This window comes from Rhodococcus sp. C-2, assembly GCF_027854095.1.
GTDB classification, from domain to species: Bacteria; Actinomycetota; Actinomycetes; order Mycobacteriales; family Mycobacteriaceae; genus Rhodococcus_F; species Rhodococcus_F qingshengii.
Genome location: NZ_JAQGFI010000020.1, coordinates 49,173 through 74,998 on the forward strand (window position 1 = coordinate 49,173; position 25,826 = coordinate 74,998).

General features: G+C 63.2%; 24 protein-coding genes. 23 read left to right on the plus strand and 1 reads right to left on the minus strand.

Translation table 11 applies throughout. From position 1 onward, the window contains the following. Nucleotides 1-116 precede the first annotated feature (116 nt). From argS to PCS43_RS30845, 22 genes are all read left to right on the plus strand, one after another. On the plus strand, nucleotides 117-1,769 hold the full coding sequence (argS, locus tag PCS43_RS30740) for an arginine--tRNA ligase (RefSeq protein WP_209909199.1): 1,653 nt from the start codon (nucleotides 117-119) through the stop codon (nucleotides 1,767-1,769). Next, complete coding sequence (lysA, locus tag PCS43_RS30745; protein WP_003941384.1) at nucleotides 1,766-3,187, plus strand: diaminopimelate decarboxylase; 1,422 nt, start codon at nucleotides 1,766-1,768, stop codon at nucleotides 3,185-3,187. The genes argS and lysA overlap by 4 nt, the downstream gene beginning before the upstream one ends. Then, complete coding sequence (locus PCS43_RS30750; protein WP_030537332.1) at nucleotides 3,184-4,497, plus strand: homoserine dehydrogenase; 1,314 nt, start codon at nucleotides 3,184-3,186, stop codon at nucleotides 4,495-4,497. Before lysA ends, PCS43_RS30750 begins: the two co-directional genes overlap by 4 nt. Then, nucleotides 4,494-5,576, plus strand: coding sequence for a threonine synthase (gene thrC / locus PCS43_RS30755; RefSeq protein ID WP_003941280.1), 1,083 nt, complete (start codon nucleotides 4,494-4,496; stop codon nucleotides 5,574-5,576). The genes PCS43_RS30750 and thrC overlap by 4 nt, the downstream gene beginning before the upstream one ends. Before the next feature lie 44 nt (nucleotides 5,577-5,620). Beyond that, nucleotides 5,621-6,565 (plus strand): homoserine kinase, encoded by a 945-nt coding sequence (thrB, locus tag PCS43_RS30760; protein WP_007726194.1) that lies wholly within the window; start codon nucleotides 5,621-5,623, stop codon nucleotides 6,563-6,565. 503 nt (nucleotides 6,566-7,068) lie between these two features. Next, nucleotides 7,069-9,198, plus strand: a complete 2,130-nt coding sequence (gene rho, locus PCS43_RS30765; RefSeq protein ID WP_058227676.1) for a transcription termination factor Rho — start codon at nucleotides 7,069-7,071, stop codon at nucleotides 9,196-9,198. A 226-nt stretch (nucleotides 9,199-9,424) separates the two neighbouring features. Next, a complete protein-coding gene (gene rpmE, locus PCS43_RS30770) occupies nucleotides 9,425-9,661 on the plus strand; it encodes a 50S ribosomal protein L31 (RefSeq protein ID WP_003941310.1) in 237 nt (78 codons plus the stop codon). 146 nt (nucleotides 9,662-9,807) lie between these two features. Next, nucleotides 9,808-10,887 carry a peptide chain release factor 1 gene (gene prfA, locus PCS43_RS30775; RefSeq protein WP_209909196.1) on the plus strand — a complete coding sequence of 360 codons (1,080 nt, stop codon included), beginning with the start codon at nucleotides 9,808-9,810 and terminating at the stop codon, nucleotides 10,885-10,887. 77 nt (nucleotides 10,888-10,964) lie between these two features. After that, nucleotides 10,965-11,897, plus strand: coding sequence for a peptide chain release factor N(5)-glutamine methyltransferase (prmC, locus tag PCS43_RS30780; protein ID WP_054186744.1), 933 nt, complete (start codon nucleotides 10,965-10,967; stop codon nucleotides 11,895-11,897). Beyond that, nucleotides 11,894-12,556, plus strand: coding sequence for an L-threonylcarbamoyladenylate synthase (locus tag PCS43_RS30785; protein ID WP_003941345.1), 663 nt, complete (start codon nucleotides 11,894-11,896; stop codon nucleotides 12,554-12,556). The genes prmC and PCS43_RS30785 overlap by 4 nt, the downstream gene beginning before the upstream one ends. Nucleotides 12,557-12,558: 2 nt before the next feature. Next, nucleotides 12,559-13,884, plus strand: coding sequence for a serine hydroxymethyltransferase (gene glyA / locus PCS43_RS30790; RefSeq protein ID WP_209909192.1), 1,326 nt, complete (start codon nucleotides 12,559-12,561; stop codon nucleotides 13,882-13,884). Further along, on the plus strand, nucleotides 13,881-15,068 hold the full coding sequence (locus tag PCS43_RS30795) for a glycosyltransferase family 4 protein (protein WP_083954689.1): 1,188 nt from the start codon (nucleotides 13,881-13,883) through the stop codon (nucleotides 15,066-15,068). The genes glyA and PCS43_RS30795 overlap by 4 nt, the downstream gene beginning before the upstream one ends. 32 nt (nucleotides 15,069-15,100) lie before the next feature. Further along, on the plus strand, nucleotides 15,101-15,571 hold the full coding sequence (locus PCS43_RS30800; RefSeq protein WP_030537336.1) for a glycine zipper family protein: 471 nt from the start codon (nucleotides 15,101-15,103) through the stop codon (nucleotides 15,569-15,571). A gap of 280 nt (nucleotides 15,572-15,851) precedes the next feature. Next, the gene (gene atpB, locus PCS43_RS30805; protein WP_003941403.1) at nucleotides 15,852-16,679 is read left to right on the plus strand and encodes a F0F1 ATP synthase subunit A; all 828 of its coding nucleotides are present in this window, start codon (nucleotides 15,852-15,854) and stop codon (nucleotides 16,677-16,679) included. A gap of 83 nt (nucleotides 16,680-16,762) precedes the next feature. Then, nucleotides 16,763-17,005 carry an ATP synthase F0 subunit C gene (locus PCS43_RS30810; RefSeq protein WP_003941327.1) on the plus strand — a complete coding sequence of 81 codons (243 nt, stop codon included), beginning with the start codon at nucleotides 16,763-16,765 and terminating at the stop codon, nucleotides 17,003-17,005. A gap of 7 nt (nucleotides 17,006-17,012) precedes the next feature. Then, nucleotides 17,013-17,573, plus strand: coding sequence for a F0F1 ATP synthase subunit B (locus PCS43_RS30815; RefSeq protein WP_003941337.1), 561 nt, complete (start codon nucleotides 17,013-17,015; stop codon nucleotides 17,571-17,573). A 5-nt stretch (nucleotides 17,574-17,578) separates the two neighbouring features. Beyond that, nucleotides 17,579-18,403: a F0F1 ATP synthase subunit delta gene (locus PCS43_RS30820; protein WP_003941304.1), complete on the plus strand. Its 825-nt coding sequence runs from the start codon at nucleotides 17,579-17,581 to the stop codon at nucleotides 18,401-18,403. A 62-nt stretch (nucleotides 18,404-18,465) separates the two neighbouring features. Continuing rightward, the gene (atpA, locus tag PCS43_RS30825; protein WP_007726218.1) at nucleotides 18,466-20,109 is read left to right on the plus strand and encodes a F0F1 ATP synthase subunit alpha; all 1,644 of its coding nucleotides are present in this window, start codon (nucleotides 18,466-18,468) and stop codon (nucleotides 20,107-20,109) included. 48 nt (nucleotides 20,110-20,157) lie between these two features. Continuing rightward, nucleotides 20,158-21,141: a F0F1 ATP synthase subunit gamma gene (locus tag PCS43_RS30830; RefSeq protein ID WP_003941320.1), complete on the plus strand. Its 984-nt coding sequence runs from the start codon at nucleotides 20,158-20,160 to the stop codon at nucleotides 21,139-21,141. A gap of 3 nt (nucleotides 21,142-21,144) precedes the next feature. Beyond that, on the plus strand, nucleotides 21,145-22,596 hold the full coding sequence (gene atpD / locus PCS43_RS30835) for a F0F1 ATP synthase subunit beta (protein ID WP_003941349.1): 1,452 nt from the start codon (nucleotides 21,145-21,147) through the stop codon (nucleotides 22,594-22,596). A gap of 6 nt (nucleotides 22,597-22,602) precedes the next feature. Beyond that, on the plus strand, nucleotides 22,603-22,971 hold the full coding sequence (locus PCS43_RS30840) for a F0F1 ATP synthase subunit epsilon (RefSeq protein ID WP_003941287.1): 369 nt from the start codon (nucleotides 22,603-22,605) through the stop codon (nucleotides 22,969-22,971). 49 nt (nucleotides 22,972-23,020) lie between these two features. Then, entirely contained in the window at nucleotides 23,021-23,443 is a 423-nt protein-coding gene (locus tag PCS43_RS30845) for a DUF2550 domain-containing protein (protein WP_029255703.1), read from the plus strand. 10 nt (nucleotides 23,444-23,453) lie between these two features. Here the strand turns inward: PCS43_RS30845 and PCS43_RS30850 are convergent, their stop codons facing one another. Continuing rightward, nucleotides 23,454-24,026: a cob(I)yrinic acid a,c-diamide adenosyltransferase gene (locus PCS43_RS30850; protein ID WP_030537338.1), complete on the minus strand. Its 573-nt coding sequence runs from the start codon at nucleotides 24,024-24,026 to the stop codon at nucleotides 23,454-23,456. A 54-nt stretch (nucleotides 24,027-24,080) separates the two neighbouring features. On the opposite strand from PCS43_RS30850, the gene murA reads away from it, so the two are divergent. Further along, nucleotides 24,081-25,340 (plus strand): UDP-N-acetylglucosamine 1-carboxyvinyltransferase, encoded by a 1,260-nt coding sequence (murA, locus tag PCS43_RS30855; protein ID WP_007726224.1) that lies wholly within the window; start codon nucleotides 24,081-24,083, stop codon nucleotides 25,338-25,340. Nucleotides 25,341-25,826: the final 486 nt, after the last annotated feature.

Consider the following 25,826-nt stretch of genomic DNA (forward strand, 5'->3'; position numbering starts at 1 on the left):
AGGGCAAACTTTGAGAGTGGCGTGCGACACGCCACAGCGGCCCCGCGCACGTTCACGGAGAGCGAGGCGTGAGGCGAGTCTCCACTTCCGGTGTGCAGGCAATAGGATGAATACCTGTGACTCCAGCTGACCTTGCCGAACTGCTCCGCGGAACCGCAGCGAGCGTCCTTGCCGATCGTGGCCTCGACGTATCCGTGCTACCCGAAACCCTCACCGTCGAGCGACCACGCAACCCCGAGCACGGCGATTACGCCACCAACATTGCCATGCAGGTAGCCAAGAAGGTCGGCACGAATCCCGGCGAGCTGGCGGGCTGGATCGCCGAAGCCCTCACCGCTGCCGACGGAATCGAATCCGCCGAGATCGCCGGGCCCGGCTTCCTCAACATTCGGTTGGACAAGGACGCCCAGGGCGCGATCGTCGTGTCGGTTCTCGAAGCCGGTGCGTCGTACGGCTCGGGTGACTCCCTCGCCGGCAAGAAGATCAACCTCGAATTCGTCTCCGCCAACCCCACCGGACCGATTCACCTCGGTGGAACCCGTTGGGCCGCAGTCGGAGACGCGCTCGGACGCATTCTGTCCGCGCAGGGTGGTTTGGTAACACGTGAGTACTACTTCAACGATCACGGTGCCCAGATCGACCGCTTCTCGCGTTCGCTGATCGCTGCAGCGAAGGGTGAACCTGCTCCCGAAGACGGTTACGCCGGCGCGTACATCGCCGACATCGCCGCCTCGGTTCTGAAGCAGCGTCCCGACGTCATGGATCTGCCTGCCGACGAGCAGCAGGAAACCTTCCGCGCCATCGGCGTCGAATTGATGTTCACGCACATCAAGCAGACCCTGCACGACTTCGGCGTCGACTTCGACGTCTACTTCCACGAGAACTCGCTCTTCGAATCCGGTGCGGTCGAGAAGGCCGTCGAATCCCTCAAGGGTTCGGGCAACCTCTTCCACGAAGACGGTGCGTGGTGGCTCAAGAGCACCGACTACGGCGACGACAAGGACCGCGTCGTCATCAAGAGCGATGGCAACGCCGCCTACATCGCCGGTGACATCGCCTACTTCCAGAACAAGCGCGCCCGTGGGTTCGACCTCTGTATCTACATGCTCGGCGCCGACCATCACGGTTACATCGGCCGTCTCAAGGCTGCCGCTGCCGCATTCGGCGACGATCCGGACACCGTCGAGGTGCTGATCGGCCAGATGGTCAACCTCGTCAAGGACGGCACTGCCGTCAAGATGAGCAAGCGTGCAGGCACCGTCATCACCCTCGACGACCTGGTCGAGGCAATCGGCGTCGACGCCTCGCGTTACGTCATGATCCGCTCGTCGGTCGACTCGAGCATCGACATCGACCTCGACCTGTGGACCAAGACCAGCAGCGAGAACCCCGTCTACTACGTGCAGTACGCGCACGCACGCCTCTCGGCGATCGCCCGCAACGCCGCAGACCTCGGTCTGTCCGCCGACGCGAGCAACCTCGCCCTGCTCACCGTCGAGCAGGAGGGTGACCTCATTCGCACAATCGGCGAGTATCCACGCGTCGTGTCGAGCGCTGCGAATCTGCGTGAGCCGCACCGTATTGCCCGCTACCTCGAAGAACTCGCGGGTGCGTACCACCGCTTCTACGGCGCGTGCCGCATCCTTCCGCAAGGCGACGAAGACGCCACCGACGTGCACCGCGCGCGTCTGGCTCTCTGCGCCGCCACCCGACAGGTCCTGGCCAACGGTCTCGAACTGCTCGGCGTCACCGCACCGGAGCAAATGTGAACGCGCACCCCGCCGGCCCCAAGCACGCCGAGCAGTTGCAGGCCCCCGGCTTGCCCGACCGTCCGACCAGCCCCGAAGCCTTCGGCGAACTCTCACCGCAGGTGTGGCCGCGCAACGCTTCTCGTGGCGACGACGGTGAAGTGACCCTCGCGGGTGTCAAGGTCGGTGAACTTGCCGAGAAGTACGGCACTCCGCTGTTCGTCATCGACGAGGACGACTTCCGCTCGCGCTGCCGTGACATGGCCCGCGCCTTCGGCCCGGATGCCAAGGTGCACTACGCATCCAAGGCATTCCTCTGTGGCGAGATCGCACGCTGGGTCGCCGACGAAGGCCTCTCGCTCGACGTCTGCTCCGGCGGCGAACTGGCGATCGCGTTGCACGCGGACTTCCCGGCCGAGCGAATTGCCATGCACGGCAACAACAAGTCAGTCGCCGAACTGGCCGCTGGTGTCGCCGCGGGCGTCGGACACGTCGTGCTCGACTCGTCGATCGAGATCGACCGACTCGATCGTGTCGCCGGTGAGGCCGGTGTCGTTCAGGACGTGTTGATCCGACTGACCGTCGGCGTCGAAGCGCATACCCACGAATTCATCTCCACCGCACACGAGGACCAGAAGTTCGGTTTCTCGCTGGCCGGGGGAGCGGCGATCGACGCAGTCCGTCGCGTCTTCGCTGCCGACAACTTGCGACTGGTCGGCCTGCACAGCCACATCGGTTCGCAGATCTTCGACGTCGACGGTTTCGAGGTGGCAGCGCACCGCGTGATCGGTTTGCTCCGCGACGTCGTCACCGAGTTCGGAGTCGAGAAGACCAAGCAGATTTCGATCATCGACCTCGGCGGCGGCATGGGGATCTCGTACATCCCCTCCGACGACCCGCCGCCCGTCGACGAACTGGCAGCGAAGCTCGGCCACATCGTGCGCAACGAGTCCGCACTGGCCGGATTGCCGGAGCCGACGCTTGCCGTCGAACCCGGCCGCGCCATCGCCGGACCTGGCACGGTGACGCTCTACGAGGTCGGCACCATCAAGGACGTCACGGTGGGTAGCTCGCTGACACGCCGCTACATCAGCGTCGACGGCGGGATGAGCGACAACATCCGCACGTCCCTCTACGGTGCGGAGTACGAAGCCAAGTTGGTTTCGCGAACTTCCGAGGCTGATCCCGTCGTTGCACGTATCGTCGGTAAGCACTGCGAGTCCGGTGACGTGGTCATTCGGGACACCTGGATGCCCGAGGACGTCGGGCCCGGTGATTTACTAGCGGTAGCAGCGACCGGTGCATACTGCTATTCGATGTCGAGCAGGTACAACCTGCTCACCCGCCCAGCCGTGGTGGCGGTGCGTGACGGAGTCTCACGCGTGATTCTGCGGAGGGAAACAGTGGAAGATCTGCTCAGCTTGGAGGTATCGCAGTGACGAGCGAATCGGCGCATCGCGCTATCGGTGTGGCCGTTCTCGGCCTCGGCAACGTCGGGAGCGAGGTCGTCCGGATCATTCGTGAGCAGGCCGAGGAACTCGAAGCTCGCGTCGGCGCCCCGTTGGAACTGCGGGGGGTTGCCGTCCGCCGTATCGGCTCGGACCGCGGAATTCCCGAGGAACTGCAGACGACGGACGCCGAGTCCCTGGTCGGTCGTGACGACGTCGACATCGTGGTCGAGGTGATCGGCGGAATCGAGCTCCCTCGCAAGCTGATTCTCTCTTCGCTCAACTCCGGCAAGTCGGTCGTGACCGCCAACAAGGCGCTGCTCGCGGACCACACCGGTGAATTGGCGGAGGCTGCAGAGGCCAACTCTGTCGACCTGTACTTCGAGGCCGCTGTTGCCGGCGCGATCCCCGTGATCCGCCCGCTCACACAGTCGTTGGCCGGAGACCGTGTCAACAAGGTCGCCGGAATCGTGAACGGCACCACCAATTTCATCCTTTCGGCGATGGACGAGACCGGCGCCGACTACGAAGAGACCTTGGCCGAAGCCGGACGCCTCGGATACGCGGAAGCCGACCCGACCGCGGACGTCGAAGGCTACGACGCCGCGGCGAAGGCAGCGATCCTCGCGTCGATCGCGTTCCACACCCGCGTCACTGCCGCGGACGTGTACCGCGAAGGAATCTCCACGATCACCTCCGCCGACCTGGCGTCGGCGAAGGCACTCGAGTGCACGATCAAGTTGCTCTCGATCTGCGAGCGCATCGTCACGCCCAAGGGCAAGGAGCGGATTTCCGCTCGCGTGTACCCGGCGCTGGTTCCGCTCAGCCATCCGCTGGCCTCGGTCAACGGCGCGTTCAACGCCGTTGTCGTGGAAGCAGAGAACGCCGGCCGGCTCATGTTCTACGGCCAGGGCGCAGGCGGCGCCCCCACCGCTTCCGCGGTGATGGGTGACCTGGTGATGGCTGCGCGCAACAAGGTTCACGGCGGCCGCGGCCCCCGCGAGTCCAAGTACGCCAAGCTGAAGGTCGCCCCGATGGGCGACATCCTCACGCGCTACTACGTGAACATGGAGGTCGCGGACAAGGAAGGTGTGCTGTCCGCAGTCGCCGCCGAGTTCGCCAAGCACGGCGTGAGCATCTCCGTCGTCCGCCAGGAGGGCGCCGGCGCCGGCGCGCGTCTGGTGGTCGTCACTCATGTAGCAACCGACGCGGCTCTCTCCGAGACCGTGGCGGCCCTCAACGAACTCGAATTCGTCACCGCTGTGACCAGCGTGCTGCGACTGGAAGGCACTGAACAATGACCGGCATCGTCAACCCCGTCCACAAGGCATGGCCGGGTCTCATCGAGGCATACCGGGACCGTCTCGCGATCGGTGACAACTGGAAGACCGTCACCCTGCGCGAAGGCGGCACCCCGCTCCTGCCGGCCGGCCACCTCTCCGAGATCACCGGCTGCGACGTCTACCTCAAGGTCGAGGGCCTCAACCCCACCGGTTCCTTCAAGGACCGCGGCATGACGATGGCCGTCACCGACGCCTTGGCCCGTGGCCAGCGCGCAGTTCTGTGCGCGTCCACCGGCAACACCTCCGCCTCGGCCGCTGCGTATGCAGCCAAGGCCGGCATGACCTGCGCCGTGCTCATCCCGCAGGGCAAGATCGCCATGGGCAAGCTTGCGCAGGCAGTCATGCACGGCGCCAAGATCATTCAGGTCCAGGGCAACTTCGACGACTGCCTCGAGCTGGCACGCAAGACCACGGCCGAATTCCCCACCATCGGTCTCGTCAACTCGGTCAACCCAGTGCGCATCGAAGGCCAGAAGACCGCGGCATTCGAGATCATGGACGTCCTCGGCAAGGCTCCCGACGTGCACGCACTCCCGGTCGGAAACGCCGGTAACATCACCGCGTACTGGCGCGGATACTCCGAGTACTACGCGGACGGTCTGACCACGGTCAAGCCCCGCATGCTCGGTGTCCAGGCAGCCGGAGCGGCTCCGCTGGTCAACGGTGCACCCGTCAAGGATCCCGAAACCATCGCCACCGCAATCCGAATCGGTTCTCCCGCGTCCTGGAACGGCGCTGTCGCCGCGAAGGAAGAGTCGAACGGTGCATTCCGTGCCGCCACCGACGAGAAGATCCTCGAGGCTTACCGTCTGATCGCCGCCACCGAGGGCGTCTTCGTCGAACCGGCGTCGGCAGCCAGTGTCGCCGGCCTGCTCGCCGCACGTGCAGAGGGCTGGCTCGAGCCGGGCCTGACCGTCGTGTGCACGGTGACCGGTAACGGTCTCAAGGATCCTGACACGGCTTTGAAGGGTATGCCGAACGTCGAGCCGATCGGTGTCGATCCCGTTGCCGTCGCGGCTGCCCTCGAGCTTGCATAGTGTCCGTGGATTCATCGACCACTCCGCGGAATCCGGTGTCTGACATGACTATAACCCTGCCTATCGGCCTTTCGGTGACTGCTCGCGTCCCGGCCTCGAGTGCAAACTTGGGGCCGGGGTTCGACACCCTCGGTCTGGCGTTGGGGTTGTACGACGAAATCGTGGTCACCACAACGGATTCAGGCCTTCAGATTCGCGTCGAAGGTGAAGGCGCTGCCGACGTGCCCTGGGGTCCTTCGCATCTCGTGGTCCGCGCCATCGAGCGTGGTCTCGAGGCGGCCGGAGTGTGGGCCAGTGGCCTGGACGTGTTGTGCCGCAACGCGATTCCGCATTCGCGCGGGTTGGGATCCTCGGCTTCCGCGGCTGTCGGTGGATTGGCAGCAGCCAACGGTCTGGCGCGCGCTCTCGATGCCGAGATCGGCTTGACGGAAGAGCAGTTGGTTCAACTCTCGTCCGAGTTCGAAGGTCACCCGGACAACGCGTCTGCCAGTGTTCTCGGTGGCGCAGTCGTCTCGTGGAGTTGCCCACCGGCCGTCGAAGGCGACGAGCCGATCTACTCCGCGGCCAAACTCGACGTCCATCCCGACATCCGTGCTGTGGCACTGGTTCCCGAGGAGCGGTCGTCCACCGCACACACTCGCGGGCTCCTGCCCGAATTGGTTCCGCACCAGGATGCCTCGTTCAACGCGAGCCGCAGCGCGCTCGCCGTCGTTGCGCTCACTGCTCGGCCCGATCTGTTGATGGCGGCCACCGAGGATCGCCTGCATCAGGCACAGCGCGCACCCGCGCTTCCGCTCACGACGCGATGGATCGGGATCCTGCGCGAGGCGGGTATTGCTGCGACCGTTTCCGGAGCCGGCCCCACCGTGTTGGCGCTCAGCACAGAACCTTTCCCCGTCGAACTCGCGGAAGCGGCGCGGGCAGACGGACTACGTGTGCTCGAATTGGACATCGCCGACGGCGTCGAAGTATCCACGACGACGGTCTGATCCCTGCCTTGGTCCAGGTGATCGCCCACTACCGATCGGTAGTGAACTGACACACCCAGTCGTCCAAATTCTTGCCGGACTCAGGTTTGGGCGCTATCCTGGGCTATGTCCGTACATCGTGCGCGTCAGTCGCCGGTGCATCACCAGGGGGCAAAACTCCTTCCCAATCGGGGTCCACAGTCCTTGGCATGATTCTCGCAGGCATGATCCTCACGCTTGTACCTTCTCCGAAGGTTTGAATCCTCCGCGGATCGAACACTCAGAGGTTCCATCACTCTGGGGTTCAACACACGGGGGAGTGAATCGTCGACGAAGGCGCGTTGGGCAGGTTTGCGAGCGCATGAAAAGTTTGAGGCGAGAGTTTCCGACAATCATGTGACGGCGGACAAGCCGGCAGTTCTGGACAGCAACCACGTACGGCACCACCGAGTTCGGTATTCAATCGAACTGCGGGACGAACCCTCGACTTTGCGCAGTGCGAGTGAGGGAAGGAAAGGACCTCCGTGACCGATACGGACCTCATCGCCACTTCTGCACCCGCCGGGTCGGAATCAGGCGACAATTCTCAGGCGTCATCTTCAGCATCGAACGGTGCGGTGGCGACCTCCACGAAGCGTGCCGAAACGCGCCGTGGTGCCGGACTCTCCGGCATGGTGCTCACCGAACTCCGCACTCTTGCGGGAGAACTGGGCATCAAAGGCACTTCCGGCATGCGCAAGGGTGACCTGATCGCAGCCATCAAGGAGCGCCAGGGCGGCAGCGCGAAGGCTGCACCCGCACAGAGTGAACTCACTCTCGACGACGCACCCGTTGCGCGCACTCGTGCCAAGAGCACTCGCGCCGCACGCACCGAAACCCCCGCAGCCGAAACAGCTCCGGCAGCTGAGTCGGCTCCTGCCGAGGCCGCGCCTGCGCGTACGGAATCCGCCGAGGATTCCGATCAGAGCGCACCCCGTCGCGGACGTCAGCGTCGTGGCGCCGCTCGTCGTGCAGGTTCACCCGACCAGGGTGAACTGAGCATCGAGCAGGAAGCTCCTTCGGCGAAGTCCGACGCGGACACCGCGAAGGCCGCCGATTCTTCGAAGGTCGCCGAGACCGCCAAGGCCGAGGCTCCGGCCGAGCGTCCTGCGCGCACCGAGGGCAAGTCCGACGCTGATCAGGCTCCCGCCGAGCAGGGCAACGAGCGTCCCCGCCGCGAGCGAAACCGGGACAACCAGGGCCAGCGGGACAACCAGGGCCAGCGCGAGAACCAGGGCAACCGGGGCAACCAGGATCGCCAGGATCGCCAGGATCGCGGCAATCAGAACAACGCCGGCCAGAACAACGCCGGTCCGCGTACGGACAACCGCAACAACGGACCGGACGACGACGAAGAGGGTGGACGCGGACGCCGCGGACGCCGTTTCCGCGAGCGCCGTGGCCGTGGTCGCGATCGCGGTGAGGGTGGCGCACCCAACGATTCACGCGAGACCGAGATTCGTGAGGACGACGTCCTGCAGCCGGTCGCCGGCATCCTCGACGTCCTCGACAATTACGCCTTCGTGCGTACGTCCGGGTACCTCGCCGGTCCCAACGACGTCTACGTCTCCATGAACCTGATCCGCAAGAACGGCCTTCGCCGTGGCGACGCCATCACCGGTGCCGTCCGCGTCTCGCGTGACGGTGAGCAGGGCAGCCAGCGTCAGAAGTTCAACCCGCTGGTCCGTATCGACACGGTCAACGGCGGCGACGTCGAGGCCGCGAAGAAGCGCCCCGAGTTCAACAAGCTCACGCCGCTGTACCCGAACCAGCGTCTGCGCCTCGAGACCGAGCAGCACATTCTCACCACGCGTGTCATCGACCTGGTGATGCCCATCGGTAAGGGCCAGCGCGCCCTCATCGTGAGCCCGCCCAAGGCCGGTAAGACCAGCGTGTTGCAGGCGATCGCGAATGCCGTCGCCACCAACAATCCTGAGTGCTACCTGATGGTCATCCTCGTGGACGAGCGTCCCGAGGAAGTGACCGACATGCAGCGCAGCGTGAAGGGTGAGGTCATTTCCTCCACCTTCGACCGCCCGCCGGGAGATCACACCGCAGTTGCCGAGCTGGCAATCGAGCGTGCGAAGCGCCTGGTCGAGATGGGTAAGGACGTCGTCGTACTGCTCGACTCCATCACGCGTCTGGGTCGTGCGTACAACAACTCCTCGCCGGCGTCGGGACGCATCCTCTCCGGTGGTGTCGACTCGACGGCGCTCTACCCGCCGAAGCGTTTCCTCGGTGCTGCCCGCAACATCGAGAACGGTGGATCGCTCACCATCATCGCTACCGCAATGGTCGAGACCGGATCCACCGGCGACACCGTGATCTTCGAAGAGTTCAAGGGCACCGGCAACGCCGAGCTCAAGCTCGATCGCAAGATCGCCGAACGCCGCGTGTTCCCGGCCGTGGACGTCAACCCGTCCAGCACGCGTAAGGACGAGTTGCTCCTGAGCCCGGACGAAGCTGCGGTGCTGCACAAGCTCCGCCGCGTCCTGTCCGGTCTGGACTCGCATCAGGCCATCGATCTGCTGATCGATCGACTGAAGAAGAGCAAGAACAACCTCGAGTTCCTGATGCAGGTCTCCAAGACCGCACCGGGTGCGATCGACGACTGATCGATTCGACGTCAAAAGGCCTACAACCAGCTGGTTGTGGGCCTTTTGCGTGGGCGGAACAAAACCGAGCGACAGTGCGTTGACAACTTCGTACAGCCACCCCGAGTCGTGCGAGACGCGGATTATCCGGTGAGGTACCGCATCTGGCATACTGAACGGCCGAGTCCGGTTCCGGTTCACGATGTCGATTGGCGACGTCGACCCGGCGACCATTGAAAGGGACACCATGAAGGCAGGAATCCACCCAACCTACGTAGCGACCACCGTCGTCTGCGGTTGCGGTAACACGTTCGAGACCCACAGCACCAAGGAGTCCGGACGCATCAACGTCGAGGTTTGCTCGCAGTGCCACCCGTTCTACACGGGCAAGCAGAAGATTCTCGACACCGGTGGACGCGTCGCTCGCTTCGAGGCTCGCTACGGCAAGCGCGCAGACAGCAAGGTCCCGGCCACGGAGTCCTAGCTGTTCCGCCGACGCCCGATCTGCCATGCGCAGATCGGGCGTCGGCTTTTTTGTGCCTGCACTCGGTTTGCGCGTTTCCCGGGTCCCGGCGTCGAAATACCTTCAAGCGCGCACCGTAGGAATCGAAACTCAGAGCGGAGCGAACCATGGCAGGCGCAACCCAGCCCTCGGCCATCGACGACATCTTGGCGGAGCACGCCGGTCTCGAAGCGCAGATGTCCGATCCGGCGCTGCACAACGACCCTGCCGCTGCCAGGCGCGTCGGTAAACGGTTCTCCGAGCTCTCGCCGATCATGTCGACGTACAACAAGCTCACCGCTGCGCAGGACGATCTGGAAGCCGCGCGCGAACTAGCCGCCGACGATTCCAGCTTCGCCGCCGAGATCCCCGATCTCGAAGCCGAGGTCGCGCAGCTCGAGCAGACGCTTACCGATCAGTTGGCGCCGCGTGATCCGCATGACGGCGACGACATCGTCCTCGAAGTGAAGTCCGGTGAGGGCGGCGAAGAATCCGCGCTCTTCGCCTCGGACCTGGCCCGCATGTACGTCCGCTACGCGGAACGGCATGGCTGGCGCGTCGAGATTCTCGACGCGACGGTCTCCGATCTCGGCGGATACAAGGAAGCCACGCTGTCGATCAAGAGCAAGTCGGACTCCCCGGACGGAGTGTGGGCGCGGCTGAAGTTCGAGGGCGGCGTTCACCGCGTCCAGCGAGTGCCCGTCACCGAATCCCAGGGACGCGTTCACACTTCGGCTGCCGGCGTTCTGGTCTACCCGGAGCCCGAAGAGGTCGAGCAGGTCCAGATCGACGAAAGTGACCTGCGTATCGACGTCTACCGTTCGTCCGGCAAGGGCGGTCAGGGCGTCAACACGACCGACTCTGCTGTCCGAATCACGCACCTTCCGACCGGCATCGTCGTCACCTGCCAGAACGAGCGTTCGCAGCTCCAGAACAAGGCGCGCGCCATGCAGGTCCTTGCAGCCCGTTTGCAGGTAGTCGCCGAGGAAGCCGCGGACGCTGAAGCGTCGGCAGGTCGCCAGAGTCAGGTTCGGACGGTGGACCGTTCGGAGCGCATCCGCACCTACAACTTCCCCGAGAACCGCATCACCGATCACCGCATCGGATTCAAGTCGCACAACCTCGACGCGGTGCTCGACGGTGAGCTCGACGCACTTCTCGATGCATTGGGCAAGGCGGACCGAGAGGCGCGTCTCGCGGCCGAGTAGATGCAGACCATGACTGACCTCCATCCCGCCGGGAACTCGGTGAACCGCGTGTCGGTCGAGCGTGGCAGGCTGTACCCGTGAGTCGACTTCCACTTCGTTTGGCGCTGATCGAAGCTGCAAAACAGCTCGACGCCGCAGGTGTGCCCAGCCCACGCACCGACGCCGAGTTGTTGGCATCCCACCTGCTCGGGGTCGAACGCACGCGTCTCGGGCTGATTCCGTTGGTCGATCCCGAGGTCATCGCGGCGTTCGACGAGTTGGTTGCGCAACGGGTGAAGCGGATTCCGTTGCAGCACATCATCGGAGTCGCGTCGATGGGCAACATCGACGTCGCTGTCGGGCCGGGTGTCTTCATTCCGCGGCCGGAAACCGAACTGCTCATGGGTTGGGCACTCTCGTTCCTCGAAGGTTGCGGAAGCAAGCCGCCGGTAGTTCTGGACCTGTGTACGGGATCGGGTGTACTCGCGCTGTCCATCGCCGAGGCCCGTCCGGACGCCGTCGTTCACGCCGTGGAGAAGGAGCCCGCCGCGTTGGCGTGGGCGCGTCGTAATGCTGCCGACCGCGAGGCCGCCGGTGATACACCGATCCATCTGCATCAGGGCGATGTCACCGATCGGAACCTGTTGCCAGGGCTCGAGGGCGGCGTCGATCTGGTCGTTTCCAATCCGCCGTACATCCCCGAAGGCGCGCAATTGCAGCCTGAGGTCATGGATTACGACCCGCACACCGCGTTGTTCGGTGGTGTCGACGGTCTGTCCGTCATCAAACCCATGATCAGCAACATCGCGCGGTGGCTTCGAATCGGCGGCGCGGCAGGCATCGAGCACGACGACACCAACGGGGACGGCGTCGCTGCGCTGTTCTCGGCGCGCCGGGTATTCGGCGAGGTCGCGCAGCATCCAGATCTTGCCGGTCGTCCGCGATTCGTCGTCGCCAGACGTGTCGCCACCGACGTCGAAGCACAGCGGAATCGAACGCCCGAAGCGCAGAGTGAAAGGATGGCTGAGTGAGTACCGTGTACGACTGCAGTCAGACAGATTCCCGAACCGCAGGCTTGGCCGCCGCGAAGAACGCGCTCAAGGCCGGCCGACTCGTAGTTCTCCCTACCGACACCCTTTACGGACTCGCCGCCGACGCGTTCGACAGCGAAGCTGTCACGAGTCTGTTGCGCGCCAAGGGACGCGGGCGAGACATGCCCGTCCCGGTTCTGGTCGGATCGTGGAACACCATCGACGGGCTCGTCTACAGCGTGCGCCCGCAGGCACGGGATCTGATCCGCGCATTCTGGCCCGGCGGACTGAGCCTGGTCGTCGAGCAGGCGCCTTCACTTGCCTGGGACCTCGGTGATACCCGCGGAACCGTCATGCTCCGCATGCCCCTCCACCCGGTTGCCCTCGAATTGTTGCGCGATGTCGGACCGCTTGCCGTCTCGAGCGCCAACATTTCGGGGCGTCCGCCGGCAACTACCGTCGAGGAAGCCCGAGATCAGCTCGGCGGATCTGCCAGCGTGTATCTCGACGGGGGCAAGGCCGAACACGCCGTTGCTTCCACGATCGTCGACCTGACCGGCAATTCACCGCGTATCTTGCGAGTGGGTGCCGTCTCGGCAGAATCCATCGCCGAGGTATTGGGCACCAGTCCGGAAAGTCTCGTAGAGGGAGTTTCGTAACGATGGTCGGCGCCGGCGGCGAGCGCGCGGGGGAATCCACGTATTGGGGACCGGATTTCGGTGAGCTTGCCACGGCAGACCCCGAGATCGCGGCTGTTGCGCTGGCGGAACTCGAGCGTCAGCGCGACGGACTTCAACTCATCGCGAGCGAGAACTTCACCAGCCCTGCCGTACTGGCTGCCTTGGGTTCGACTCTGAGCAACAAGTACGCCGAGGGCTATCCGGGTCGGCGTTATTACGGCGGGTGCGAGTACGTCGACGTAGCCGAGAATCTGGCGATCGATCGGGCAAAGGCGCTGTTCGGCGCCGAGCACGTCAACGTCCAACCGCATTCGGGGGCCACTGCGAATCTCGCGGTGTACGCTGCATTCGCCAAGCCCGGCGACACCGTATTGGCGATGAGTCTGCCGCACGGTGGGCATCTGACTCACGGGTCTCGCGTCAGCTTTTCGGGGCAGTGGTTCACCACCGTTCCCTATCACGTCGATTCGGCCACCGAATTGATCGACTACGACGAGGTTCGCACCCTGGCTCTGGCGCACAAGCCGAAAATCATCGTCGCCGGCGCGACCGCGTACTCCCGCACCATCGACTTCGCAGCCTTCCGCTCGATCGCAGACGAGGTCGGTGCGATCCTGTGGGTCGACGCCGCCCACTTCATCGGACTCGTGGCAGGCCGGGCGATACCTTCGTGCGTTCCGTACGCCGACGTCGTCTCCGCGACGACGCACAAAGTCCTCAGAGGCCCGCGCGGCGGAATGATCCTGTGCCGCAGCGAGCATGCCTCGGCTGTAGATCGCGCGGTGTTCCCCTTCATTCAAGGCGGCCCGATGATGCATGCGATCGCTGCGAAGGCGGTTGCCTTCAAGGAAGCGTCGACGCCGGAATATCGTTGGTATGCACAGGAAGTGGTTGCCAACGCATCGGCACTCGCGCAGTCGTTGGAAGCTCGCGGCCTGCGCACCGTGTCCGGTGGAACCGACACACATCTGGCGCTTCTCGACCTGCGCGCAAGCGGCGTCGCCGGAGTCGACGCCGAGCGTAGGTGCGGACTGGCTTCGATCACGCTCAACAAGAACGCGATTCCGTTCGATCCGCAGTCGCCCGCCGTCACGTCCGGAATCCGCGTCGGGTCCGCGGCCGTGACGACCCAGGGTTTCAACCGCTCCGACATGAGCGTGGTGGGGGAGTTGATCGCGCGCGCAGTTGTCGCGGACCCCGCCACCACGTCAGGAGAGGCCGAGTTGGCAGCAGTTGCCGACGGCGTTCGCGAACTGGTCCGGGCAAAGCCTGCCTATGCCCGCCAGACGGGTGATCTCGAGCAGTGATCACTTCCTACGAGGCGACCACGTATCTGGCACAGGGTGGCGGGGGCGCGGGTGTTCCCATCCGTGAACTTTTGCTCGTGCTGTGTACGGCGGCGGTGGTGACCTACCTGGCGACTGGCGCAGTCCGGTTGTTGGCGCTGAGGTTCGGCGCTGTCGCGATTCCTCGTGATCGGGACGTTCACGTCGAGCCGATTCCGCGCCTCGGTGGCGTCGGAATGTATATCGGCATGGCTGTCGGTCTGCTGTTTGCGCAGCAATTACCCGCGCTCACAAGAGGTTTCGGCTTCGGCAGTCCTGACGTACACGCTGCGCTCGTAGCTGGCGCCGTCATCGTCCTCGTGGGTGTGATCGACGACAGGTGGGGCCTCGACGCCCTCACCAAATTTGTCGGTCAGGTGACTGCTGCCGGCGTTCTCGTGGTGATGGGCGTCAGCTGGTTCATCATCTACAACCCGTTCGGCGGTGACGGTGGGTCCACCATCATCCTCGATCAGATTCAATCCGGACTGTTCACCGTTGCTGTTGCCGTCGCGACCATCAACGCCATGAATTTTGTCGACGGTCTCGACGGATTGGCCGCCGGGTTGGGGCTGATCGCGGCGCTCGCCATCCTCATCTTCTCGATCGGTCTTCTCCACGATCAGGGCGGCGACGCGAGTGTCTACCCGCCGGCGATGATCGCGGCGGCCTTGGCAGGCGCTTGTCTCGGTTTTCTTCCACACAACTTCAATCCAGCGCGCATTTTCATGGGCGATTCCGGGTCGATGTTGATCGGTCTCATGCTGGCCGCGATCTCCACCAGTGCATCCGGTCGTATTCCGCTCGCTGCTTACGGAACCCGCGACCTCGTCGGCCTCCTCGCGCCGTTGTTGCTGGTCGGGGCTGTGATGTTCATCCCGATGCTGGACATGCTCCTGGCCGTGATCCGCCGGACGAAAGCGGGCGTCAGTCCGTTCAGTCCGGACAAGATGCACCTGCATCATCGCCTCTTGCAGATCGGACACACGCACCGACGAGTTGTGCTGGTCATCTACCTGTGGGTCAGCGTCCTGGCGTTCGGTGCCGTCGGATCCTCGCTGCTCAATCGTCAGCTGGTTGTTGTACTCGTCGCGGCCGGTTTGGTTCTTGCGTTGTTCTTCACTGCGGTGCCTTCGCTGATCGATCGCAAGCAGCAGCGTCGCTAGCCAAGTTTTCCGATCCATTACCCTTGGGCATCGTGACGAACACGCCGCAGCCTGTACCTGCCTCGCAACCCATCCCTGATTCGACCGCCGCCATGAAGTCGGCCGTGAAGTGGGGTGTGATGGGGCTGATCGCGCTGGCCGTGGTCGGCGCGCTCCTGGGCGGGCTCTTCGCCGGTAAGGAAGGCGTCTACGGCGCTCTGATCGGCGCAGCCGTCGGCGGCGGGTTCATCTTGTTCACGGCGTTGGGCGTGCTGCTCACAGCGAAGCTGCCTGCGCTCACGGCCGGTGCCGTTCTGCTCGGTACCTGGCTGCTGAAGATGATTCTCGCGATGGTGGTTCTCTTTGTCCTCTCGGACATGGATTTCTACAACAAGACCGCCCTCGTCCTGGTCATCATCATGTCGCTGGTCGTGGTGCTCGGTGCGGAGACTTACGGCGTCCTGGGAACCAAAACTCCGTACGTCGATCCCGCTCCCAGCAGCAACGTCGACGACGACGAGTAGTACTACAAGAGGTAACTAATCGGACTTCCAGGTACCCCATCTACACAATGTCGTAGATGACTTGATAAGGTTCGGTTCAAGCGAGAGCAATGGTGGGCCGAGTAACACTCAGCCGACGATGCCATGTGCTCGCAGGTGGTCGAAATTCTGACCACTGAGTCGACGAGAGTCGCCGACACCGACAGACGCCAGGCCCCTCTAGGGTTCTCCAGCTGCTGACGAATGCGCGAGTCGAACTTGTCGACTTGTAGATCGTCAATGTCCGATCGAACCGCAGTCAATGATGGCTGCGGACCGACTACGGGAGAGAACGCTGAGCGTCACCACCCTGGCCGCGGATGAATTCCATGCGCCGTCACTAGACGATTTTTTCCCGCCCTCCGTGTTGATTCACGCGGGCCCCTTCGAGCTCGACCGTCTGATGCTGATTCGTCTGCTGATGTCGGTGCTGGTCGCAGCCTTCTTCGTGATCGCAATGCGCAGCCCTCGACTGGTTCCCCGTGGACTGCAGAACGCAGCTGAGCTCGCGCTCGACTTCGTTCGTATCAACATCGCCGAGGAGATCCTGGGCAAGGAACAGGGCAAGCGCTTCCTGCCGGTCATCACGACGATCTTCTTCATCGTGGTCGCCAGCAACCTGGCCAGCGTCATTCCCTTCCTGAACATCTCGCCGAACGCACGAATCGGTATGCCGCTGGTACTCGCAGCGCTCGCCTACATCGTGTTCAACTACGTGGGAATCAAGAAGTACGGCTTCTTCAAGTACGTCAAGAGCAGCATCGTCGTTCCCGGCGTCCCGCTGCCCCTGCACTTCCTGTTGGTGCCCATCGAGTTCATCTCGACCTTCATCCTGCGCCCGTTCACGCTGATGGTTCGTCTCATGGCCAACATGTTGGCCGGCCACATCCTGCTGGTGCTGTTCTTCAGCGCGACGAACTACTTCTTCTTCGTGTCCGGCGGATTCCAGGCGATCTTCGGTGTTCCGTCGATCATTGCCGGTATCGCATTCACGTTCTTCGAGCTGCTGGTCATCTTCCTGCAGGCTTACGTGTTCGCGCTGCTGACCGCGGTGTACATCGATCTGGCGCTCCACGCCGACGAGCACTGACCTTTTACCTCCTCACCAGCTACACCAAGAACTGAGCCTCTTGCCGAATCCGGCGGAGGTCAACAGAAAGGGAATGGAACACCATGAGCATCGCTTACCTCGCTCAGGAAGTTGTCGAGACCAAGTCGCGCGGCTACGGAGCCATCGGCTACGGCCTCGCAGCAATCGGCCCCGGCATCGGCGTGGGCATCGTTGTGGGCAAGGCAATCGAAGGCATGGTCCGCCAGCCCGAGATGGCCGGCCAGGTTCGTACCACCATGTTCCTCGGTATTGCATTCACCGAGGCCCTCGCGCTGATCGGCCTCGTCGCCGGCTTCATCTTCTAAGACCGACATGGCAGCCACCATCGCAATTCTCGCGGCGGAGGGGACGACTGAACACAATCCCCTCATCCCCGAGACATACGACATCGTGTGGTCCGCGGTCGCGCTCGTAGTAGTTGGTTTCGTCTTCTGGAAGCTCGTTCTTCCGAAGTTCCAGAAGGTCTTGGCCGAACGCACCGAGCAGATCGAGGGCGGCATCAAGAAAGCCGAAGACGCACAGGCGGAGGCAGCAGCAGCGCTCGAGCAGTACCGCGCGCAGCTCGCCGAAGCTCGTACCGAGGCAGCGCAGATCCGTGAGGAAGCGCGTACCCAGGGTCAGCAGATCATCGCTGACATGAAGGTTCAGGCGCAGGACGAGAGCGACCGCATCGTGGCCGCAGGCCACAGCCAGCTCGTCGCCCAGCGTCAGCAGATTGTCGCTGAGCTCCGCTCGGATCTCGGCAAGACCGCTGTAGACCTGGCCGAGAAGGTCATCGGGGAGTCCCTCGCCGACGACGTGAAGCGCGCCGGAACGGTTGATCGTTTCCTCAACGAGCTCGACACCGTCAGCGCTGATTCAGCCAGGAAGTGAGCAACATGTACGCAGCGAGCCGTGAAGCCTTGGCGCAGACTCGTTCTGCGCTGAGCAGTGCCCTGGGCGCCGTCTCTGCAGGAGCCGCAACTGCTGCTTCTGCTCAGGCTGGGTCCGAGCTCTTCTCGGTGGTCGAGGTACTCGACGGCCAGCGCGCTCTTCGCAGCGCGCTGGCTGACGCTTCGGCACCGGCCGCTGGTCGCCAGGCTTTGGCAGAGCAGTTGTTCTCCGGAAAGGTCGGCGCCGAGGCGCTCGCCACCGTGAAGGCAGCTGCAGGCCAGGACTGGTCTGCGGCCCGCGACTTGGTCAACTCGCTCGAACTGCTCGGACGCGAAGCTCTGCTCCGCGCCGCAGCCGATCAGAGCCAGTTGGACACCGTTGAGGACGAGCTCTTCCGTCTCGGTCGCATCGTGGCAGGGGATCCCAGCCTGGAGCAGACGCTCTCGGATCTGTCGGTTCCCGCAGCCCGCAAGCGTGAGTTCCTCTCCCGCTTGCTCTACGGCAAGGTCACCGCGGTCACCGAGGCACTCGCCGGACAGGCTGTCGGCCGGTTGAAGTCTGCACCCGCAGACACTTTCGATCAGCTGTCGAATCTTGCCGCAGCGCAGCGCGATACCACCGTTGCTCACGTTCGCAGCGCCTCGGCGTTGAGCTCGGAGCAGTCGGATCGCTTGGCGAGCACTCTTACCCGCACCTACGGGAAGCCGGTAGCAGTGCACGTCGAGGTCGATCCAGAACTCCTCAGCGGCTTGGTCGTCCGGGTGGGCGACGAGGTTATCGACGGCAGCGCAGCGGGTCGACTCGCAGCACTGCGGAAGAACCTCAAGTAGTCCTTCAGCCGAACACATACTCCAGATCTTTTCGAAGACCAGACACCGAGAGCAGGAAAAACATGGCGGAGCTGACGATCTCCTCCGACGAGATCCGTAGCGCGATCGACAACTACACCGCGAGCTACTCCCCGGAGGCCTCCCGTGAGGAGGTCGGCACAGTGACCGACACCAGTGACGGCATTGCGCACGTCTCTGGCCTGCCTTCGGCTATGTCCAACGAGCTGTTGGAGTTCCCCGGTGGAATCGTCGGCGTCGCGCTCAACCTGGATGCCACCGAAATCGGTGCCGTCATCCTTGGCGATTACCAGAACATTCAAGAAGGCCAGGAAGTAAAGCGCACGGGCGACGTTCTGTCGGTTCCCGTCGGCGATGCTTTCCTCGGCCGCGTCATCGACCCGCTGGGTGCGCCCATCGACGGCCTCGGCGAGATCGAGAGCACCGAGAACCGTGCACTCGAGCTCCAGGCCGCTTCGGTGCTCGAGCGCCAGCCGGTCGAAGAGCCGCTCCAGACCGGTATCAAGGCTATCGACGCCATGACCCCGATCGGCCGCGGCCAGCGCCAGCTCATCATCGGCGACCGCAAGACCGGCAAGACCGCGGTCTGCATCGACGCCATCCTGAACCAGAAGGCCAACTGGGATTCCGGCGATGTCAACAAGCAGGTGCGCTGCATCTACGTTGCCATCGGTCAGAAGGGTTCCACCATCGCGGGCGTCAAGGCTGCCCTCGAGGAGAAGGGCGCGATGGAATACACCACCATCGTTGCTGCTCCGGCATCTGATTCCGCAGGCTTCAAGTGGCTCGCACCGTACACCGGCTCGGCCATCGGCCAGCACTGGATGTACCAGGGCAAGCACGTTCTGGTCGTGTTCGACGACCTGACCAAGCAGGCAGAGGCGTACCGCGCCATCTCGCTGCTGCTGCGTCGCCCGCCGGGACGCGAGGCTTACCCCGGTGACGTCTTCTACTTGCACTCCCGTCTGCTGGAGCGTTCGGCGAAGCTGTCCGACGCACTCGGCGGTGGCTCGCTGACGGCTCTGCCGATCATCGAGACCAAGGCGAACGACGTCTCGGCTTACATCCCGACCAACGTCATCTCCATCACCGACGGTCAGGTGTTCCTCGAGTCCGACCTGTTTAACAAGGGCGTTCGCCCCGCGATCAACGTCGGTATCTCGGTCTCCCGCGTCGGTGGCGCTGCACAGACCAAGGGCATGAAGAAGGTTTCCGGTTCGCTGCGTCTGGAACTGGCTCAGTTCCGTGAGCTCGAAGCGTTCTCCGCCTTCGCTTCCGACCTCGACGCTGCCTCCAAGGCTCAGCTCGAGCGCGGCGCCCGTCTGGTCGAGCTGCTCAAGCAGGATCAGTACAGCCCGATCCCCGTCGAGGACCAGATCGTCTCGATCTACCTGGCCGGCGAAGGCATCTTCGACAGCGTTCCGATCGGCGACGTCCGTCGCTTCGAGAAGGAACTGCTCGAAGACCTCAAGCACTCGGCTGCTGGCGTCTACTCCAGCATCAACGGCGGTAAGGCACTCGATGCCGACAACGCTGCTGAGCTGATCGCCGCGACGAACAAGTTCAAGGAAGGCTTCATCGCATCCGACGGAAGCCGGGTCGTGAACGAAGCCGAGGCTGACGCTTTGGGCGCCGACGAGGTCGCGAACGAGCAGATCAACGTCAAGCGCAAGACCGTCAGCAAGTGACGTACGCGCCCATGACACTGCGAATTCCGAAGGGAGAGTGATTGATCGATGGCGAGCATTCTCGAATTGCGGTCTCGTATCAAGTCGGTCAACTCGACCAAGAAGATCACCAAGGCACAGGAACTGATCGCGACTTCGCGTATCACCAAGGCTCAGATTCGCGTCGCCGCGTCCAAGCCATATGCCGAGGAGATCACGAAGGTACTCACCGAATTGGCGAGTGCGTCTGCTTCGCTCGATCACCCGTTGCTCAACGAGCGTCCGGAGCCCAAGCGGGCAGCGGTCCTCGTTGTCACCAGTGACCGCGGCATGTGTGGTGGCTACAACTCCAACGTCCTCAAGCAGGCAGAAGAGCTCATGGCTCTCCTCCGCAGCGAGGGCAAGGAGCCGGTCGTGTACGTGCTCGGTTCCAAGGGGCTCGGCTACTACACGTTCCGCGGCCGCGACATCGGTGCTGCGTGGACGGGCTTCTCGCAGGATCCGGGTTACTCGGATGCCGCGAAGGCCAGCCGCCACCTGGTGGAGCTGTTCATGGCTGGTTCGGGTAACCAGGTTGCCGCTCCGAACGGTGAAGGCACGATCGAGGGCGTCGACGAACTCCATATCGTCTACACCCGCTTCGTGTCGATGCTGACGCAGACTCCCGAGGTTCGCCGTATGGCTCCTCTCGAGGTCTTCGTGTCGGAAGAGCGCATCGAACTCGGTGACGACATGCTGACCAACGGCCACGACGACGACCATGACAATGGCCCCGTCGCGGACTTCAGCTTCGAGCCCGAGCCCGAGAAGCTTCTCGGCGCTCTTCTCCCGAAGTACGTCAGCACTCGTATCTTCTCGTCGCTTCTCGATGCTGCGGCATCGGAGTCGGCAGCCCGTCGTACTGCCATGAAGGCCGCGACGGACAACGCAAACGAACTGGTGAACACGTTGAGCCGTCAGGCCAACCAGGCTCGCCAGGCCCAGATCACCCAGGAAATCAGCGAGATCGTCGGCGGCGCCAACGCGCTCGCCTCGAGCGCAGGAAGTGACTAGCACATGACCGCAGCAGTAACCGAAAACAACGGGGCAGGTTCGGCTTCGGCCGTAGCCGGCCGCGTCGTGCGGGTCATCGGTCCCGTCGTGGACGTTGAATTCCCGCGTGGCGCTGTTCCTGAACTGTTCAACGCCCTGAACGCCGAGATCACGCTTCCCTCGGTCGCCAAGACGCTGACGCTCGAGGTTGCACAGCACCTCGGTGACAACCTGGTCCGCACCGTCTCCATGCAGCCCACCGACGGCCTCGTCCGCGGCACTGCAGTGACCGACTCGGGCAAGCCGATCTCGGTTCCCGTCGGTGACGTCGTCAAGGGCCACGTGTTCAACGCCCTGGGCGATTGCCTCGACACCCCCGGCCTCGGCCGCGACGGCGAGCAGTGGGGCATCCACCGCAAGCCACCAGCCTTCGATCAGCTCGAAGGTAAGACCGAGATCCTCGAGACCGGCATCAAGGTCATCGACCTTCTCACCCCGTACGTCAAGGGTGGAAAGATCGGCCTGTTCGGTGGCGCCGGCGTCGGCAAGACCGTTCTGATCCAGGAAATGATCACGCGTATCGCTCGCGAGTTCTCGGGCACCTCGGTGTTCGCAGGCGTCGGTGAGCGTACCCGTGAGGGCACCGACCTCCACCTGGAAATGGAAGAGATGGGCGTCCTCCAGGACACCGCCCTTGTCTTCGGCCAGATGGACGAGCCGCCCGGAACGCGTATGCGCGTCGCCCTGTCCGCACTGACGATGGCGGAGTACTTCCGCGACGTCCAGGGCCAGGACGTTCTGCTGTTCATCGACAACATCTTCCGCTTCACGCAGGCAGGCTCCGAGGTTTCCACCCTCCTCGGCCGTATGCCTTCGGCAGTGGGCTACCAGCCCACGCTGGCGGACGAGATGGGTGAGCTCCAGGAGCGCATCACCTCGACTCGCGGTCGCTCGATCACCTCGCTGCAGGCTATTTACGTGCCCGCCGACGACTACACCGACCCCGCGCCGGCTACGACGTTCGCGCACCTCGATGCCACCACCGAGCTTTCGCGCCCGATTTCGCAGATGGGTATCTACCCCGCTGTGGATCCGCTGAGCTCGACCTCCCGCATCCTGGAGCCCGGCATCGTCGGTGCCGAGCACTTCCGCGTTGCCAACGAGGTCAAGCGCATCCTGCAGAAGTACAAGGAACTGCAGGACATCATCGCCATCCTCGGTATGGACGAGCTTCAGGAAGAGGACAAGGTCCTCGTCGGCCGCGCCCGTCGTATCCAGAAGTTCCTCGGCCAGAACTTCATCGTTGCCGAGAAGTTCACCGGTGAGCCCGGCTCCGTCGTGCCGCTCCGCGACACGATCGAAGCCTTCGACCGCGTCTGCAAGGGCGAGTTCGATCACCTGCCCGAGCAGGCATTCAACAGCTGCGGTGGACTCGACGACGTCGAGGCTGCAGCCAAGAAGATGGCCGGGAAGTAGTCCACGATGGCTGAGATGACCGTAGAACTCGTTGCCGTCGAGCAGCGCTTGTGGTCTGGTTCGGCGACGCTGGTCAGCGCTCAGACCACCGAGGGTGAAATCGGAATCATGCCTGGGCATGAGCCGGTCCTCGGCCAGCTGATCGAGGGCGGAACCGTGTCGATCACCTCGGTCGACGGCGAGCGTATCGTTGCTGCGGTACACGGAGGATTTCTCTCCGTCACTGCGACGACGGTGACGATCCTTGCCGAGTCCGCGGACATGGCACAGGACATCGACGTCGAGGCAGCCAAGGCTGTCTTGGCCGAGAACTCGGGCGACCTCGAAGCGATTGCGGTCGCCAAGGGTCAGCTCCGGGCCGTCGAGCGCGCGTAAGTTACTCGAGTAAAGCCGCGACGGGAGCCGACGAACAGTGACATTCGGAATGACTGTGTTGATCATTCTGGTTGTGCTGCTCGCGGTTCTCGTCGCGGCTTTTCTGTATCGTCTGCTGGTTCTGCGTCGCGGCGGTACCGCTGCACTGCTTCGTGTTCTGCCATCTCCGGGGGACAGCGGGTGGCGTCACGGAATCATTCGCTACGGCGAAAGCACCTTTGTCTTTTTCAAACTGTCGAGTCTGCGGCCGGGCCCGGACTCCAGGATCGATCGTCAAGGTATCGAGGTCGAGAGCCGTCGTTCTCCCTCGGGTACCGAATTCGACATCATGAGCGACGACATCGTCGTGGTCAAGGTCAATGACGGCTCGTCGGCCTACGAAATCGCTTTGGACAGTGGAGCATTGACAGCGTTCCTGTCCTGGGTGGAATCTCGGCCGGACGGGCGCGCCCGTAGGCGACGCACCGCCTGACCGGTCCCGCTCAAGCCCCGGCGCCGGGCTTCCAGAGCACATCGCCTTCAGGATTTGCCACTCTTCCCATGATGAAGAGCAGATCCGACAATCTGTTGAGGTATTTCGCGGGGAGCACGCTCGTGTCCTCCGGGTTCGCATTGATGGCGGACCAAGCCGCACGCTCAGCACGCCGCGAGACGGTTCTTGCTACGTGAAGCAGGGCTCCCAAGGCGGTTCCGCCCGGCAGAATGAACGAATTCAACGGTGCCAGTTGCTCATTGAGTTCATCGCACCATCCTTCGAGTCGATCGATGTAGGACTGAGTCACTCGTAGCGGCGGGTACTTCGGGTTCTCGACCACGGGGGTGGACAAGTCGGCCCCTGCGTCGAAAAGGTCGTTCTGGATCTGGCGCAGCATTGCGAGGAGATTCTCCGGGGGAGTGCCGAGGGCAACGGCCACACCGATCGCTGCATTGGTCTCGTCGCAATCCGCGTAGGCGATCAGACGCGGATCGTTCTTGGACACGCGGGAAAAATCGCTGAGGCCCGTGGTCCCGTCGTCGCCGGTCCGGGTGTAGATCTTCGTCAGGTGAACAGACATAGGGCTACGGTACCGGCGCGGTGCCGACGAGGTTGTGGCTCTAGGCTGTGAACCGTGAGTGAGCACTTTCTTGTGACCGGGGGTAACCGCCTCGAAGGTGAAGTACTGGTGGGAGGGGCCAAGAACAGTGTGCTGAAGCTGATGGCCGCGGCGCTGTTGGCCGAAGGCACCACTGTCGTGACCAACTGCCCGGACATTCTCGACGTACCGCTGATGGCGGACGTTCTGCGAGGTCTGGGCTGCGAAGTCGAACTCGAAGATTCCGAAGTGCGGATCACGACGCCGGCCGAGCCGAAGTATCACGCTGACTTCGATGCGGTGAAACAGTTCCGAGCGTCAGTGTGTGTTCTCGGTCCGCTGGTCGCGCGTTGTAGACGCGCTGTTGTTGCCTTGCCTGGCGGTGACGCCATCGGTTCGAGGCCCCTCGACATGCACCAATCCGGGCTCCGCCTGTTGGGTGCGCGCAGCGAGATCGAACACGGATGTGTAGTGGCCGAGGCAGACGACCTGCATGGAGCGAACATCCGCCTGGTCTTCCCGTCTGTGGGTGCAACCGAGAACATCTTGATGGCAGCGGTCCTCGCCCGTGGTGAGACAGTGATCGACAACGCTGCACGTGAGCCCGAGATCGTGGATCTGTGCAACATGCTCAACGAGATGGGCGCCAAGGTATCTGGCGGCGGAAGTTCGACGCTCACCATTCAAGGCGTCCGCAAGTTGGAACCGACTACGCACCGTGTCATCGGCGATCGGATCGTCGCTGCAACGTGGGGTGTCGCGGCATCCATGACCAGGGGTGACGTCCGCGTTCGTGGGGTGAACCACAAGCATCTCGGACTGGTCCTCGACAAGCTTCGGACGGCCGGCGCGGAGGTGACTCCCGAGGTTGACGGTTTCCGCGTCATTCAGCGTGAACGGCCTAAAGCGGTCAATTTCGCAACATTGCCGTACCCCGGATTCCCGACCGACCTGCAGCCGATGGCAATCGGTTTGGCTGCGGTTGCCGAAGGCACGTCGATGATCACCGAGAACGTATTCGAATCGCGTTTCCGATTTGTCGAGGAAATGATCCGACTCGGCGCCGACGCTCGTACTGACGGTCACCATGCGGTGATCCGCGGAGTTCCGGTGTTGTCGAGTGCACCGGTGTGGTCTTCGGACATTCGGGCAGGCGCCGGGCTCGTGCTTGCGGGGTTGGTTGCGGACGGAACCACCGAAGTTCACGACATCTTCCACATCGACCGTGGGTACCCGCGATTCGTCGAGAATCTCCGTGGACTCGGGGGAGTGATCGAGCGGGTGGGCTCCGACTAGGTATCGGTGCTCGGCGTCACACTCGGGTCTATTCGCGATTGGCAGATAGGCGCAACAGTCTGACCTGGCCTTAGCCGGCCAATCGCTGTAGTGACCAGGCGATTTGTGAATTGATTGAAGGTTCGCGTAACTTATTCCAAGTCAGAGCGACACGGACACCGACTCCCGCCTTTACGGCGAGTGACACGAGGTTGTACGAAGTGCCTGACCAAAATCTGAAGTAGTTTCCATCGTGTATGGTTGTGCTTCACCTCCAGTTCTTCCCCGAATGTTCAGCGGTTTGCGCCGATGATCATGATGGGATAGGCTGGAAAAGTTGCCCCGGAGCGGCGGCCATAGGGTCGTGGTGATGGTGTGTGCGTGTTCTTTGAGAACTCAACAGTGTGTCGATGAATGTCAGTGCCAAAATTTTTTTGGTACTTCACATCCGCGAATGATCAACCGCCTCTTGGGGTTTGGTTGGTTTGTGTGTGGTGTGAGTATTTT